The following is a 14,017-nucleotide window of genomic DNA, read 5'->3' as shown; positions in this document are numbered from 1 at the left end:
ACGGGGCGTGCGGCGCGGGTGGGCCAGTTTCCCATGGGAGCACGCATGATCATCGAATTCCTTGCCGGTCCGATTGCCGCCGGAACCAGCCCCGTCGCCCGCATCGTCAACCTCGATGCGTTGCCCGCCGATCTTGATGCCGTCCTGGTCGAAGGCGCGCGCGCCTCGCGCTTCTCCGGCAAGACCGGGCAGCTGCACGAAGGCTTCGTCGCGCAGGGCGGCTCGGTCGTGCGGATGGCGCTGGCCGGCGCTGGCGATCCCAAGGCCAAGGACCGCAGCGCCGCGCTGGAACGCGCGGGCGCGGCGATCACCGCCAAGTACCTGACCTCCGGCGTGACCGCCCTGACGCTGGACCTGTCGGGCGCGGGCCTTTCGGCCACGGACGCGGCCGCCGTGCTTCTGGGCGCGCGGCTGCGCGGCTGGCGCCACGATGCCTATCGCACCAAGCTCCCCGACGATCAGAAGCCCACCCTGACCACGCTGCATGTCGCCAACGCCCCGGCTGGCACGGCCGAGGCCTGGGCGGTGGAAGCCGCGCTGGCCGAAGGGGTGGAGTTCACCCGCGAGCTGGTGACCGAACCGGCCAACGTGATCTACCCCGCCAGCTTCGTCGCCCGCGCGCAGGCCCGCCTGGCCGGAACCGGCGTGGCGATCCGCGTGCTGGGGCGTGACGAGATGGTCGCGCTGGGCATGGGCGCACTGCTGGGCGTGGCGCAGGGGTCGGTGCGCGAACCGCAGCTCCTGGTGATGGAATGGAAGGGCGGCCCCGCTGGCGGCAAGCCCACCGCCTTCGTCGGCAAGGGCGTCACGTTCGACACCGGCGGCATCTCGCTGAAGCCGGCCGCCGGCATGGAAGACATGAAGTGGGACATGGGCGGCGCGGGCGCGGTTGCGGGCGCGATGCTGGCGCTGGCGAAGCGCGGGGCCAAGGCCAACGTGGTCGGCATCTGCGGGCTGGTGGAAAACATGCCCGATGGCAACGCGCAGCGTCCCGGCGATGTCGTCACCTCGATGTCGGGGCAGACGATCGAAGTCATCAACACTGACGCCGAAGGGCGGCTGGTGCTGTGCGATGCGGTGACCTGGGTGCAGCAGGAATTCGCCCCCAGCGCCGTGATCGATCTGGCCACGCTGACCGGCGCGATGATCATCTCGCTCGGCAACGAGCACGGCGGGCTGTTCTCCAACGACGATGCGCTTGCGGGCAAGCTGCTCGATGCCGGGACGGCTTCGGGCGACAAGCTGTGGCGCTTCCCGATGGGGCCGGCGTACGACAAGCTGATCGACAGCCCGATTGCCGACATGAAGAACGTCGGCCCGCGCGAAGGCGGCTCGATCACGGCGGCGCAGTTCATCCAGCGGTTCGTGAACAAGGGCACGCCGTGGGCGCATCTGGATATCGCGGGCATGGTCTGGGCGTCCAAGCCCGGCGCGACGTGGGACAAGGGCGCAACCGGCTATGGCGTGCGCATCCTTGACCGCTTCGTGCGCGATCACCTCGAAGGGTAACGCCCATGCCGCGCATGCGGCGCAAGAGCGACCTGCCGACCAAGACTTGCGCCGCGTGCGGATTGCCGTTCACGTGGCGCAAGAAATGGGAGCGTGACTGGGACAACGTGCGCTATTGTTCCGACCGCTGCCGCAGCGGCAAAGGCGGCGCGAAAAAGGATCAGGCCTGAATGCGCGTGGATTTCTATCAGCTGGGGCAGGGCGGCGCGGAAGGCGCCCTGCCGCTGATCGCGCGCAACACGCTGAAACTGGGGGAACGGTTGCTGGTCGTTTCCGCCGATGCCGACCTCACCCAGCGGCTCAGCCAGGCGCTGTGGGCGCTGAAGGACAGCTTTCTGGCGCATGGGCTGGCGGGCGGTCCGCATGACGCGCGCCAGCCGGTGCTGCTGGCCGATGTGCCCGATGCCACCAATGGCGCGCGCTATATCGCCATGGCTGATGGCCGCTGGCTGGACGAGGCGCTGGAGTATGAGCGCGCGTTCCTGCTGTTCGACAATGCCAGCATCGACGACGCACGCGGCGTGTGGCGCAGTCTGGGCAGTCACGCCGGGCTGGAACGCAATTTCTGGCGGCAGGAGGACGGGCGCTGGATCAAGGCTGCATGAATGTTGCAGCGCGGCGCAATCCCCGCTAGGGGCCGCGCCAACCACACCCTCCCGCAATTTTCTGCAAGGATAACATCATGGCGGTCACCCGCACCTTCTCGATCATCAAGCCCGACGCCACGCGCCGCAACCTGACCGGTGCGGTCACCGCGAAGCTGGAAGAAGCCGGCCTGCGCGTCGTTGCGTCCAAGCGCATCCACATGACCCGCGAACAGGCCGAAGGCTTCTACGCGGTCCACAAGGATCGCCCCTTCTTCGGCGAACTGTGCGATTTCATGATGAGCGAACCGGTCGTCGTGCAGGTGCTGGAAGGCGAAGACGCCGTGGCCCGCAATCGTGAAGTGATGGGCGCCACCAACCCGGCCGACGCCGCCGAAGGCACCATCCGCAAGACCTTCGCGCTGTCGATCGGTGAGAACACCGTCCACGGTTCGGACTCGGAAGAGAACGCGGCGATCGAAATCGCCTTCTTCTTCAAGCCGGAAGAAATCGTCGGCTGAACCATCTGGTTCACCGTTTCAGGAAAGGGCCGCCGGAGCGATCCGGCGGCCCTTTCCTTTTGCGCGCGGTTCAGCCTATCCTGCCCCGCAAAGGAGAGACGCAATGAAAGGCATGGGCGCGGGCGGCGAGGATTGCCCGTTCGAATTCAACTTCGATCCGGCGACGTTCAAGGTCGGCGATACCGTCAGCTACCGCGTGACCGGCAATTTCGAGGGCTTCCCCTTCGTCGGCCAGCTGATCGAGGTTCACGACGATTACGTGGTGATTTCACCGGGCGAAAACGAACCGGAGGCGCGCTACAAGGGCACCCGCGAAAGCCGCCCGGTGGTGGAGGAGAGCGAGATTTAGGGAAGTTCCCAACCTACATCTCGTCGCCCCGGGCTTGACCCGGGGCTGGGCTTTTCGTCGGCAACGGTGCAGGTTGCGGCAATGCTGGCCAAAGCAGCCTGACCCCGGATCAAGTCCGGGGTGACGGTTGAAGTGGATATCCCGGCCTAAAACGCGTCCGCCGCGTCCATCAGCGCCGTCAGCTTTTTCGGAGCCACGCTGCGCCAGCTGCGGGCCAGCCATTGGGCCACGCCGTCCCAGTCGACGTCCGGCTGGTTCAGGATCACGCCAACCCAGCCCGCTGCGCCGTAATAGGCCGGGCGGAAATAGGCGTGGGGCTGGCTTTCCACCAATCCGTCCAGCTCGTCCGCGCCGCTGGTCTTGGCCAGCAGGGCGATGTGCGGCGTGCCGTGGTGCTGGTCGTTGAAGTGGGCGAAATACTTGCCGCCCACCCGCCAGCCGGGGGAGCCGTGGCTGGGGCGTTCCTCGACCTCGGGCAGGGCGAGGGCCAGTTCGCGGACCCGCTCCAGCAGCCACACGGGATCGTTGCCGCGCGCGACGAGGGCGGAGAGGCAGCGCGAATAGAGCTGGTGTTCCGCGATCAGTACCCGCGCGGCCAGGCTGTCGGCGGTGTCGCCGGGCAGGATCGCCACTGCCGTCTGGCCCAGCATGGGGCCTTCATCCAGCTCGGCCGTGACCAGATGGACGGTGCAGCCGCCGTGGCTGTCACCCGCCGCCAGCGCGCGGTCATGGGTGTGGAGGCCGGTGTACTTGGGCAGCAGCGAGGGGTGGATGTTGACCATCCGGCCTTCCCAGCCGCTGACGAATTCCGGGGTGAGGATGCGCATGTACCCGGCCAGCGCGACATATTGCGCGCCGCTGGCCCGGATCGCGGCGTCCATCGCGGCGTCGTGGTCGGCGCGGGCCATCCCCTTGTGCGGCAGGGCGAAAGTCGCCACGCCCTCGGCTGCCGCGAGCGCGAGGCCGCCTGCGTCCGGGTTGTTGCTGGCGACCAGCACGATCTCGTACGGGCAATCGGGCGCGCGGCTGGCATAGAGCAGCGCGGCCATGTTGGTGCCGCTGCCTGAAATCAGGACGGCGACTTTGGCCCGTTCAGGCGCCTGTTCAGGCAAGATGCACGGCTTCCCACGCAGCGCGGGCGCTCCACGCCTCAGCGCTGCCCTGCACGGTGCAGCCCCGTTCACCCGGCTCGATCGCGCCGATTACGTGGACCGTTTCGCCCGCCGCGACCAGATCGGCCTGCACGCTGGCGACATCGTCCGCCGCCACGGCCAGCACCATGCCGATGCCGCAGTTGAACGTGCGCGCCATCTCGCCCGGTTCGATGTTGCCCTGCGCCTGCAGGAACGCCATCAGCCGGGGCTGTTCCCACGCGTCGGCGTCGATCCGCGCGTGCAGTCCCTTGGGCAGGACGCGGGGGACGTTTTCCAGCAGACCACCGCCGGTGATGTGCGCTAGCGCGTGGATCCGGCCAGAGCGGATCACCGGCAGCAGGCTTTTCACGTAGATGCGGGTCGGTTCGATCAGGTGGTCGATCAGCAGCCGGTCGGCGTCGAACAGGGCGGGGCGGTCCAGCTTCCAGCCCTTGTCCGCCGCCAGCCGCCGGACCAGCGAATAGCCGTTGGAATGAACGCCCGAACTGGCGAGGCCGAGGAGAACATCGCCCGCAGCGACCCGGTCCCCGGTCAGTTGCTGCCCGCGCTCCACCGCGCCGACGCAGAAGCCTGCCAGGTCATAGTCCCCGGCGGCATACATCCCCGGCATTTCCGCCGTTTCGCCGCCGATCAGCGCGCAGCCCGAAATCCTGCAGCCATCGGCGATCCCCGCGACGACGCGTTCGGCGACGCCGCTGTCGAGCTTGCCGGTGGCGAAATAGTCGAGGAAGAACAGCGGCTCTGCGCCTTGCACGATCAGGTCGTTGACGCACATCGCGACCAGGTCGATCCCGATTCTGTCATGGCGGTCATGGTCGATCGCCAGCTTCACCTTGGTGCCGACGCCGTCGTTCGCGGCGACCAGCAGCGGATCGGTGTAACCGGCGGCCTTCAGATCGAAGAACCCGCCAAAGCCCCCCAGTTCCGCATCCGCGCCGGGCCGCGCAGTGGCTTTCGCCAGCGGCGCAATGGCTTTGACCAAGGCATTACCGGCGGCAATCGACACGCCGGCCTGCTCGTAGCTGTAAGACTTTTCAGACATGTTTGGGCGCCTAACGCTTTCCGGCTTGGATTTCCATCGCCGTTTGGGCAAAAGGCCCTCGGTTTTCCCCGATGACACCCAACCTGACCCTTTCGCACCTCGGCCGCTGGCGGCCCGGACCCGCCGCCACCCTGCTGGGCGGGCTTGGCGTGGCGCTGGCCGTGGCGCTCGTCGCCATCGGTCCCGCGCGGCTGATCGCGCAAGTCGAGGGGGAGCGCGGCATTCTGCCCGTGGCCACCTCCAGCGACATCGAAATCACCGGAATCGCAGTCAACACCACTGGCAAGACCGGCTGGGAAGCGCGGCTGGCCGGCTGGAAAGCCGCGCAAAAACAAGCATGGATCAAGGCGGGCGGCGCACCGATGGCCGACGGCACGATCGAAAGCATGGTCACGGCCGTGGTGATCGAGCGTGAGCAGATCGGCCCCCGCCGCTATATCGCCACGCTGACCATCGTGTTCGACCGGGCGCGCGCCGGGCAGTATATCGGCGGCGTCGCCACGGGCGCGCGGGCGCGCTCGGCCCCGCTGCTGGTGATCCCGGTGCTCTATTCGGGCGGCGTAGCGCAAGTGTTCGAAGTGCGCGGGCCCTGGCAGAACGCGTGGGCACAGTTTCGCGGCGGTACCAGTCCGATCGATTACGTGCGCCCCAGCGGCGCGGGCGGCGATTCGCTGCTGGTCACCGCCGGTCAGCCCGCCCGCCGCAGCCGGGCATGGTGGCACAACGTGCTCGACCAGTTCGGCGCGGCCGACGTGATCGTGCCCGAGGCGCGGCTGGAACGGCAATGGCCCGGTGGCCCGGTGCGCGGCACGTTCACGGCGCGCTATGGCCCGGATCGGACGTTCCTCGAATCCTTCACGCTCACCGCCAATGACGAGGCCGGGGTTACCCGGATGCTGGCCGACGCCGTGGTGCGGATCGATGCCGCCTATACCCGCGCGCTGGAGCAGGGCCTGCTGAAGCCTGATCCCACGATCCGGCAGGGTTCGGGCATGGATCCGGCGCTGGTCGCGCTGGTGCAGCGGGCGCAGGCGCTGGAACAGGCCAAGCAGGCCGGGACCGCGCCGACCGACGGGGCAACGCCATCCGCCACGCCCACCGCCGCCGCAGCCCCTGCCAGCACGATCACGATCCAGTTCGCCTCGCCCGATGCGGGCGCGGTCGATGCCGCGCTGGCCGCGGTGCGCGGCGCGCCGGGGGTGCAGGGCGCTTCGACCACCAGCCTGGCGATGGGCGGCACTTCGGTGATGCGCGTGTCCTATGCGGGCGAACTCAGCGCGCTGGCCGCCGCGCTGCGCGCGCGCGGGTGGCAGGTCTCGGTCGGCAGCAACGCGCTTTCGATCCGGCGCTAGGCGGCTTTTCGGGCATGAGCCAGATTGCACTTCCCCTGGCACCGGGCGGGGCGGATGGCCCGACGCGGATCGTCGTCGGCAATGCCAACCGCGCCGCGCTGGAAGCCATGGCCGCCGCTGCCACCTGGCCGTTCCGCACCGCGATCCTGTTCGGACCGCCGCGCTCCGGCAAATCGCTGATCGCGCGCTGGTTCGCCGAATCGGGCGTGGGCGAGGCGATCGACGATGCCGACCGGATGGACGAGACGGAACTGTTTCACCGCTGGAACCGCGCGCAGGAAAGCGGCGTGCCGCTGCTTCTTACCAGCAGCGCGGCGGAGGGGGCGTGGACCATCCGCCTGCCCGATCTTGCCTCGCGCCTCGGCGCGGCGCTGCACCTGCAGATCGGCGCGCCGGATGACGCGATGCTGGCGGAGTTGATCGAACTGCACGCAGAGCAGCGCGGGATCGTGCTTGGTCCCGATGCCTGCGCCTATCTTGTGCCGCGCGCCGAGCGTTCCCACATGGGGGTGGAGCGGCTGGTCGAGGCGATTGACCGGATCAGCCTGGAACGCAAGCAGGCCCCCACGCTGTCGGTCTGGCGCGATGCGCTGGAAGAGCTGATGGGGCCGCAGGAACCGCGCCTGTTTTGAGAGCGCGGCAATAGCAAACCTTGCTTTCCAGCAAGGCGCGTGGGACAAGAGGGGAACCATGCCGGGACGTCTGTTCAGCTATATCGACTCGATTGTCGCCCGCGATCCCGCGCCCCGTTCGCGCTGGGAAGTGCTGCTGTATCCCGGCGTCTGGGCGCTGGGCTTTCACAAGATCGCGCATCGCCTGTTCAAGGCGCGGCTGTTCTTTCTCGCGCGGGTGGTCAACCACTTTGCGCGGTTCATGACCTCGATCGACATCCATCCCGGCGCGAGTATCGGCAAGAACTTCTTTGTCGACCACGGCTTCGTGGTGATCGGGGAAACCGCCGAAATCGGCGATAACGTGACGATGTACCAGGGCTCCACCCTGGGCGGCACCAACCCCACCAGCGGCGTGGGCGGCAAGCGTCACCCGACCATTGGCGACGGCGCGATCATCAGTCTGGGTGCGGCGATCCTCGGCCCGATCCACGTCGGCGCGGGCGCGCGCATCGGCGCCAACGCGGTGGTGACCAAGGACGTGCCCGAAGGCGCGACGATGGTCGGCATCCCGGCCAAGCAGATGCTGGTCGAGGTGAAGCCCGAAACCCAGAACTTCGTGCCCTATGGCACGCCGTGCTCCGACCGGTTCGATCCCGCGACGCAAAAGCTGGAACTGCTCCAGTGCGAAATGCAGGTCCTGCAAAAGCGGCTGGCCGAATTGCTGGATGAACGCGAAGCGGCCAAGGCTGCGGCCGCCGCGAAGGCAAAGGGCAAGAAAAGCGCTTGAGCGCGGTCGTCACCCCGTTTCCCGGCCCGGCTGCCCAGCCCACTCAGGTCGGTTTTGACCGCGCCGAATTGCTGCGTATCCTCGATCTCTACGGCCGCATGGTCGCGGCGGGGGAGTGGCGCGATTACGCGATGGACTTCACGAAAGACGCGGCGATCTTCTGCGCCTATCGCCGCGCCGCCGAATACCCCCAGAGCCGCCTGGAAAAACGCCCCGCCCTGCGCGCGAAACAGGGGATGTGGGTGCTCTATGGCGAGATGGGCCAGGTGCTGAAACGCGGGCACGACCTCGCCAGCGTGCTCTCCCCGGTTGAGCGGCGGCTGGTGAAACTGGTTAAAGAGTAGGGGGTCACTCCCACCATCCGCCACGCGCCCGTCACCCCGGACTTGATCCGGGGTCCCGCTGCGGTTTTTCCGTCCAGCTAATCAGGCCCGCAAGCGCCATCAGACCAAGCTGGACCCCGGATCTAGTCCGGGGTGAAGGGGTTGGAGGGAGCGTGCATTGAGATTGCGCTTGCGGGGCGAGCCATCACCCTGACTGCTCCCCAAACAGAAACCGCGCGGAACGGGCATCGCCGTTTCGCGCGGTGTTGTTTAGCCGGTAAGGCGCGGCTGGATCAGCCGAGGCCGCCGATCTTGTTCAGCGCGGCCATCACCACGCCCGACTGTTCGCCGCCCGACTGCGGCACGATTTCGCCGGTGCGGTCGATGATCTGGTCCCAGTGGGCCGCGATGCCCTCGGGGGTGCGTTCCGCTTCGGGCAGGGCCACGCCCGGCGTCAGGGTGATGAACGAGGCGTGGTAGGCACCCGCGCCGGCGCCGACGATCATGTTGGTGGGAGCATCTTCGCTGACTAGGAACAGCGCCGCCGGGGCGACGTTTTCAGGCTTCAGCGCGTTGAACAGGGCTTCGGGCATGCCCAGGTCCTCGGTCATGCGGGTGCCGGCGACCGGGGCCAGCGTGTTGACGCGGATGTTGTTCTTCGCGCCTTCGAGGTAGAGCGTCTTGGTCAGGCCAGCCAGGCCCAGCTTGGCCGCGCCATAGTTGGCCTGGCCGAAGTTGCCGAACAGGCCGGTGGACGATGCGGTCATCAGGATGCGGCCATAGTTCTGCTCGCGCATGGTTTCCCATACCGCCTTGGTGCAGTTGGCGCTGCCGATCAGGTGGACGTCCACGACCAGCTTGAAATCGTCCATGGTCATCTTGGCGAAGCTCTTGTCGCGCAGGATGCCGGCGTTGTTGATCAGCACGTGGACGCCGCCCCAGGCTTCCTTCGCCTTGGCGACCATTTCGGTCATCTGCTCCAGGTCGGCAACGTTGCCGCCGTTCGACATGGCTTCACCGCCGAAGGCCTTGATTTCCTCGACCACCTTCAGCGCGGCGTCGGAATGGCCGGTGCCGTCGCGCGAACCGCCGAGGTCGTTGACGACGACCTTCGCGCCGCGCCGGGCCAGTTCAAGCGCGTAAGTCCGGCCCAGGCCGCCGCCAGCGCCGGTAACAATCGCGACGCGGTCCTTGAAAGAAATCGTCATATCGTGTGCTCCGCTGCAAAAGGGTTGATCCCGCCTGAAACCGGCAGGAAACGGCGCGTCACTGACACGTTGGCGCGCCCCTTTCAACTGCGGATAATGCCAGCCGCCTTGCCGTAGCGGCAGGTGCCGTCGCACTGTCAAATATCTGTCACGCTCTCGTCTTAGATACGCCTTCGAATCGTAACACAGCCGCCTGGAGGGGCACCGACCATGAACCGCACGCTTCGCACTTCGACCATCGCACTGGCGCTCGCCGCAGGATGGGCGCTGCCTGTTCATGCCGCTGCCGCCAAGGATAACGCCGTGATGCAGCAGCTGGCGGCGATGCAGGCTCAGCTGGAACAGCTGAACCAGCGCGTCGGCACGCTGGAAGGCGATCTCGCCGCCGCCAAGGCCCGCGCCGATGCGGCCGAGGCCAAGGCCGCTACCGCCATCGCCCAGGCCGAAGCCGCCAAGGCCAGCGCGGCCGCCGTCCCCGCCGCCACCGCCTCGGCCAAGCCCGCGACCGAGATCACGTGGGACGGCGCGCCCAAGCTGACGACCAAGGACGGCTGGTCGTTCAAGCCGCGCGGCCGGTTGCACATCGATGCCGGCACCGTGTCTTCGCCGGGCGCCTATACCAACGCCAATCTCGGCACCCGCAGCCGCGTGCGCCGCGCCCGCCTGGGCTTTGAAGGCACCGTGCCGGGCGGGTTCGGATACAAGGCGGAGGCCGATTTCGCCAACAGCAGCGTCGGCTTCGGCGATGTCCAGATCAGCTACAGCCCGGCCAATTCGCCAGTCAGCGTCCGCATCGGCAACTTTGAATCGCTCAATTCGATGGAGCAGATTTCCAGTTCGAACTTCAACACCTTCATCGAGCGGGCAGCCTTCAACGATGCCTTCATCAATGCCCGCCGTCTGGGTGCGGCAGTGGCCTATCGCACCAAGGACAACGACCTGCGTGCCGAACTGGGCCTGTTCACCGGCCATGCGATCGACGGCAGCCTGGACAACGACGGCTGGATCGGCGCGGCGCGGCTGGTCTATGCGCCGCAGGCGCTGGGCGGGCAGCTGCACCTGGGCCTGAACTATCAGTACCGCGATTTTGCCTCGAACATTTCCGGCGGCACCTCGACCGGCACGGCGATGCCCTCGACCAACCAGCTGGCCCGCTATCGCGCCCGTCCGAACAGCCAGCTAACCGATGTGCGGTTTGTCGACACCGGCAGCTTTGCCGCGCACAGCGACCAGGTGCTGGGGCTGGAAGCGATGGCGATCTTCAAGGGGCTGTACCTGTCCAGCGAAGCGCAGTGGGTGAAGACCAAGGCCTATCGCGCGGGTGAGCTGGCCACCGGCGCCGACGTCTTCAGCGGCGGCAACAGCGCGGTCGTGCCGACGGAAAATCCCGGCTTCTTCGGGGCCTATGGCGAAGTGGGCTATTTCCTGACCGGCGAGACGCGCGGCTACAAGCGCGGTGACGGCACCTGGGCGCGGACCAAGGTGCTGAACCCGGTCAGCAAGGGCGGCTCTGGCGCGTTCCTGCTGGCGGCGCGCTATGAATACCTGGACCTGGCCGACGATGCGCTGACCGGCGGCGTCACCAACAACTTCACCACCGGCGCCACCAGCCTGGCCGCGCTGAACAGCCGCCTGGGCCGCGGGGGCACCCAGTCCAGCTATCTGCTGGGACTGAACTGGCACGCGACCGACTATGTCCGCTTCATGCTGAACTACGGCCGGATCGAAGTGCGCGGCGGGCCGATTGCGGCGCTGGTCGACCCGGCTTCGACCCTGCCGGTCAATCAGCGCGAATATGGCGTCAACGTGCTGCAGTCGCGATTGCAGATCGACTTCTAAAGGCGGCGCAGCGCCGGGATCAGGGCGTCGAAGTGGTCAATCATCGCATCGGCGCCCAGATCGTGTACCGGCAGGTCGTTGAAGCCGAAACTGACCGCGACGCAGGGCAGGCCCGCCGCCCGGGCCGCGCCGGTGTCGAACGTGGTATCACCGACATAGGCCGCCGCGCCGCCGCCCGCGCGCTCTACCATCGCGTGCAGCGCATCGGGTGCGGGTTTCAGCGGAAACCCGCCGCCTCCGCCGATCACGCAGGCAAAGCGCTGCATCAGGCCCAGTTCGCCCAGCAGCTTTTCCGCCAGTGGCTGAGGCTTGTTGGTGACCATGGCGATGGCCACGCCGGCATCGTCCAGCGCATCGAGCATCGCCGCGCCGCCGGGATAGAGCGCGGTATGGACCGCGATGTTGTCCTCATAAAACGCCAGCAGCGGGGCATAGAGCGCCTCCACGTCCAGCCCTTCGTCCCCGCCGGTCAGCGCCAGCGCGCGCCGCAGCATCAGCCGCGATCCCCCGCCGATCAGGCCTGACACCGCCTCGTCCGGCACGGGCGGGCGGCCAATCAGCGACAGCGCGTGGTTGACCGCCGCGCCAAGGTCTTTCGAGGTGTCGAGCAGGGTGCCGTCAAGGTCGAACCCGACGATCCGGAAGGGAATTTGCGTCATCGGGCCTGCACCTGCCGCGCGATTGTGGAAACGGCAAGCATTTGGTGGCATGGCGCTGAACCATGAGCGCTGAATCCGATCTTGCCGTCATCGTCCTTGCCGCGGGCAAGGGCACCCGCATGAAAAGCGACCTGCACAAGGTACTGCACCCGATTGCGGGCCGCCCGATGCTGGAACACCTGCTGGCCAGCGTGGCTGCGCTGGCCCCGGCGCGGCAGGTCGTGGTGGTGGGCAGCGGGCGCGATCAGCTGGAAACCGCGCTGAACGGCCGCGCCAGCCTGGCGGTGCAGGACCCGCAACTGGGCACCGCCCATGCGGTCCAACAGGCCGAGAGCGCGCTGGCGGGCTTCGCCGGCGATGTGCTGATCCTGTACGGCGATGTGCCCTTCGTGGCCGCAGACACCATGCGCGCGATGCTGGAACGGCTCCACGATGCCGATGAGCCCGCGGTCGTCGTGCTGGGCTTCACCCCGGACGACGCGCTGCAATATGGCCGCGTGATCGCGGTGGGCGACCGGATCGTGAAGATGGTCGAATACAAGGACGCCGACCCGGAGGAACGCGCCTGCAACTTGTGCAATTCGGGCCTGATGGCAGTGCGCGCCGCCGACCTGTTCGCGCTGCTGGCGCGGGTCGGGAATGACAACGCGCAAGGCGAATACTACCTGCCCGATGTGGTCAACATCGCGCTGGGCGATGGCCGCGTCTGCGCCGTGGTGACGACCGAGGACCCGGACGAAGTGGCGGGTATCAACAGCCGCGCCGAACTGGCCGAGGCCGAGGGTCGCTGGCAGCAGCGCCGCCGCCGCGCCGCGATGGATGACGGCGCCACGCTGGTCGCGCCGGAAACCGTGTGGTTCGCGTGGGATACCCGGCTGGGCCGCGATGTGCTGGTTGAACCCAACGTGGTGTTCGGCCCCGGCGTGACCGTGGCCGACGGCGTGAAGATCCGCGCGTTCTGCCATATCGAGGGTGCCAGCCTTGCCACCGGGGTCGAAGTCGGCCCCTATGCCCGCCTGCGCCCCGGCGCGGTGCTGGAAGAAAAGGCCAAGGTCGGCAACTTCGTCGAGGTCAAGAAGGCGACCATGGGCAAGGGCGCGAAGGCCAACCACTTGTCCTACATCGGCGATGCCGAAGTGGGGGCAGGGGCGAACATCGGCGCAGGCACGATCACGTGCAACTATGACGGCTATTTCAAGTACAAGACCGTGATCGGCGAACGCGCGTTCATCGGCTCCAATTCCTCGCTGATCGCCCCGGTGAAGATCGGCGCGGACGCGATCGTCGGCGCGGGCAGCGCGGTAACGCGCGACGTCGGCGCGGGCGAGCTGCGGATCGTGCGCGCGGAACAGCTGGTCAAGCCCGGCTGGGCCGACCGGTTCCACGACGCCATGAAGAAGAAGAAGGCGGAGAAGAAGGGGTAGGGTTGACGCGATATCATGATATGATATCAGTATATCATGCGAACCCTGGTTGATATCCCCGACGAAGACATCGAAAAGCTCGACGCGCTGGCCAAGCGCCATGGCAAGTCGCGTGCGGCGGAGATTCGGGAAGCGATCCGAATGCACCTGGTGCAGAACGCCGATAACAAGGACTGGATCAGGCGCGGGGCCGGATACTGGAAGCACCGGAGCGATATTGGTGACGCGGTGGAATACCAGCGGGCCCTGCGTGAAGATCGCACCCCTTACGAAGATCTCTGAGCGGTGGCGGACCCGTTCTTCGACACCAACATTCTGATCGACTGGCTGCGAGACGTTCCCGAGGCCAGCGCCGAGCTGGCGCGCTATAACGTCAACCGGATCAGCCGCGTCGTGTGGACCGAAATTCTTGCCGGGGAATCGCTGGAAACCCGCGATACGGTGAGGGCGCTGATCGCCCCGTTCGAGGTTGTCGAGATTGACGCGCGCATTGCGATGGCGGCGGCGGACATTCGCCACCGCAGCCGGATGAAGCTGATGGACGCCTATATCCTGGCCACCGCGCAAGTGAACGGGGCGATCCTTATTACACGAAATACAAAGGATTTTCCGGCAGAGATGCCGGGTATCCGCGTTCCTTACACCCTCTAGA

Annotated in this window: 17 protein-coding genes; 13 read left to right on the top strand and 4 right to left on the bottom strand. The window is 67.2% G+C overall.

Going from position 1 to position 14,017, the window contains the following annotated elements; translation table 11 throughout:
• Positions 1 to 45: 45 nt before the first annotated feature.
• From IE113_RS04270 to IE113_RS04250, 5 genes are all read left to right on the top strand, one after another.
• Positions 46 to 1,509, top strand: a complete 1,464-nt coding sequence (locus IE113_RS04270; RefSeq protein WP_189539188.1) for a leucyl aminopeptidase — start codon at positions 46 to 48, stop codon at positions 1,507 to 1,509.
• Positions 1,510 to 1,514: 5 nt separating this feature from the next.
• Positions 1,515 to 1,679 carry a DUF2256 domain-containing protein gene (locus tag IE113_RS04265; RefSeq protein ID WP_189539187.1) on the top strand — a complete coding sequence of 55 codons (165 nt, stop codon included), beginning with the start codon at positions 1,515 to 1,517 and terminating at the stop codon, positions 1,677 to 1,679.
• Positions 1,680 to 2,114 carry a DNA polymerase III subunit chi gene (locus IE113_RS04260; RefSeq protein WP_189539186.1) on the top strand — a complete coding sequence of 145 codons (435 nt, stop codon included), beginning with the start codon at positions 1,680 to 1,682 and terminating at the stop codon, positions 2,112 to 2,114.
• A 77-nt stretch (positions 2,115 to 2,191) separates the two neighbouring features.
• Positions 2,192 to 2,614, top strand: a complete 423-nt coding sequence (gene ndk / locus IE113_RS04255) for a nucleoside-diphosphate kinase (protein WP_189539185.1) — start codon at positions 2,192 to 2,194, stop codon at positions 2,612 to 2,614.
• Positions 2,615 to 2,717: 103 nt separating this feature from the next.
• A complete protein-coding gene (locus IE113_RS04250; protein WP_189539184.1) occupies positions 2,718 to 2,963 on the top strand; it encodes a hypothetical protein in 246 nt (81 codons plus the stop codon).
• A 146-nt stretch (positions 2,964 to 3,109) separates the two neighbouring features.
• Here IE113_RS04250 and purN read toward each other — a convergent pair whose 3' ends face one another.
• Entirely contained in the window at positions 3,110 to 4,012 is a 903-nt protein-coding gene (gene purN, locus IE113_RS04245) for a phosphoribosylglycinamide formyltransferase (RefSeq protein WP_189539630.1), read from the bottom strand.
• 55 nt (positions 4,013 to 4,067) lie between these two features.
• On the bottom strand, positions 4,068 to 5,159 hold the full coding sequence (gene purM / locus IE113_RS04240) for a phosphoribosylformylglycinamidine cyclo-ligase (protein WP_189539183.1): 1,092 nt from the start codon (positions 5,157 to 5,159) through the stop codon (positions 4,068 to 4,070).
• 71 nt (positions 5,160 to 5,230) lie between these two features.
• Here purM and IE113_RS04235 point away from each other — a divergent pair, with 71 nt between their 5' ends.
• Genes IE113_RS04235 through IE113_RS04220 form a run of 4 tightly spaced genes read left to right on the top strand, consistent with a single transcriptional unit; the run spans position 5,231 to position 8,256 of the window.
• Positions 5,231 to 6,511: a heavy-metal-associated domain-containing protein gene (locus tag IE113_RS04235; RefSeq protein WP_229822138.1), complete on the top strand. Its 1,281-nt coding sequence runs from the start codon at positions 5,231 to 5,233 to the stop codon at positions 6,509 to 6,511.
• Between the two features lie 14 nt (positions 6,512 to 6,525).
• Positions 6,526 to 7,143, top strand: a complete 618-nt coding sequence (locus IE113_RS04230; RefSeq protein WP_189539182.1) for a P-loop NTPase family protein — start codon at positions 6,526 to 6,528, stop codon at positions 7,141 to 7,143.
• Between the two features lie 58 nt (positions 7,144 to 7,201).
• Positions 7,202 to 7,912 carry a serine O-acetyltransferase EpsC gene (gene epsC / locus IE113_RS04225; protein WP_189539181.1) on the top strand — a complete coding sequence of 237 codons (711 nt, stop codon included), beginning with the start codon at positions 7,202 to 7,204 and terminating at the stop codon, positions 7,910 to 7,912.
• Positions 7,909 to 8,256, top strand: a complete 348-nt coding sequence (locus IE113_RS04220; RefSeq protein WP_189539180.1) for a DUF2794 domain-containing protein — start codon at positions 7,909 to 7,911, stop codon at positions 8,254 to 8,256. Before epsC ends, IE113_RS04220 begins: the two co-directional genes overlap by 4 nt.
• 272 nt (positions 8,257 to 8,528) lie before the next feature.
• Here the strand turns inward: IE113_RS04220 and IE113_RS04215 are convergent, their stop codons facing one another.
• Positions 8,529 to 9,443 carry an SDR family NAD(P)-dependent oxidoreductase gene (locus IE113_RS04215; protein ID WP_189539179.1) on the bottom strand — a complete coding sequence of 305 codons (915 nt, stop codon included), beginning with the start codon at positions 9,441 to 9,443 and terminating at the stop codon, positions 8,529 to 8,531.
• Between the two features lie 210 nt (positions 9,444 to 9,653).
• Here IE113_RS04215 and IE113_RS04210 point away from each other — a divergent pair, with 210 nt between their 5' ends.
• On the top strand, positions 9,654 to 11,282 hold the full coding sequence (locus IE113_RS04210) for an OprO/OprP family phosphate-selective porin (RefSeq protein WP_189539178.1): 1,629 nt from the start codon (positions 9,654 to 9,656) through the stop codon (positions 11,280 to 11,282).
• Here the strand turns inward: IE113_RS04210 and IE113_RS04205 are convergent.
• Entirely contained in the window at positions 11,279 to 11,941 is a 663-nt protein-coding gene (locus IE113_RS04205; protein WP_189539177.1) for an HAD-IA family hydrolase, read from the bottom strand. The genes IE113_RS04210 and IE113_RS04205 overlap by 4 nt on opposite strands.
• Positions 11,942 to 12,003: 62 nt before the next feature.
• Here IE113_RS04205 and glmU point away from each other — a divergent pair, with 62 nt between their 5' ends.
• Genes glmU through IE113_RS04190 form a run of 3 tightly spaced genes read left to right on the top strand, consistent with a single transcriptional unit; the run spans position 12,004 to position 14,016 of the window.
• Positions 12,004 to 13,365 carry a bifunctional UDP-N-acetylglucosamine diphosphorylase/glucosamine-1-phosphate N-acetyltransferase GlmU gene (gene glmU / locus IE113_RS04200; protein ID WP_189539176.1) on the top strand — a complete coding sequence of 454 codons (1,362 nt, stop codon included), beginning with the start codon at positions 12,004 to 12,006 and terminating at the stop codon, positions 13,363 to 13,365.
• A gap of 36 nt (positions 13,366 to 13,401) precedes the next feature.
• A complete protein-coding gene (locus tag IE113_RS04195; protein WP_189539175.1) occupies positions 13,402 to 13,647 on the top strand; it encodes a ribbon-helix-helix domain-containing protein in 246 nt (81 codons plus the stop codon).
• A 3-nt stretch (positions 13,648 to 13,650) separates the two neighbouring features.
• Positions 13,651 to 14,016: a type II toxin-antitoxin system VapC family toxin gene (locus IE113_RS04190; RefSeq protein WP_189539174.1), complete on the top strand. Its 366-nt coding sequence runs from the start codon at positions 13,651 to 13,653 to the stop codon at positions 14,014 to 14,016.
• The last annotated feature ends 1 nt before the right edge of the window (position 14,017 follow it).

The sequence above is a fragment of the Novosphingobium arvoryzae genome, from assembly GCF_014652615.1.
Taxonomy (GTDB): domain Bacteria; phylum Pseudomonadota; class Alphaproteobacteria; order Sphingomonadales; family Sphingomonadaceae; genus Novosphingobium; species Novosphingobium arvoryzae.
Note: the sequence above shows the minus strand (reverse complement) of the source record. Positions and strands in the feature narration are given on the sequence as shown.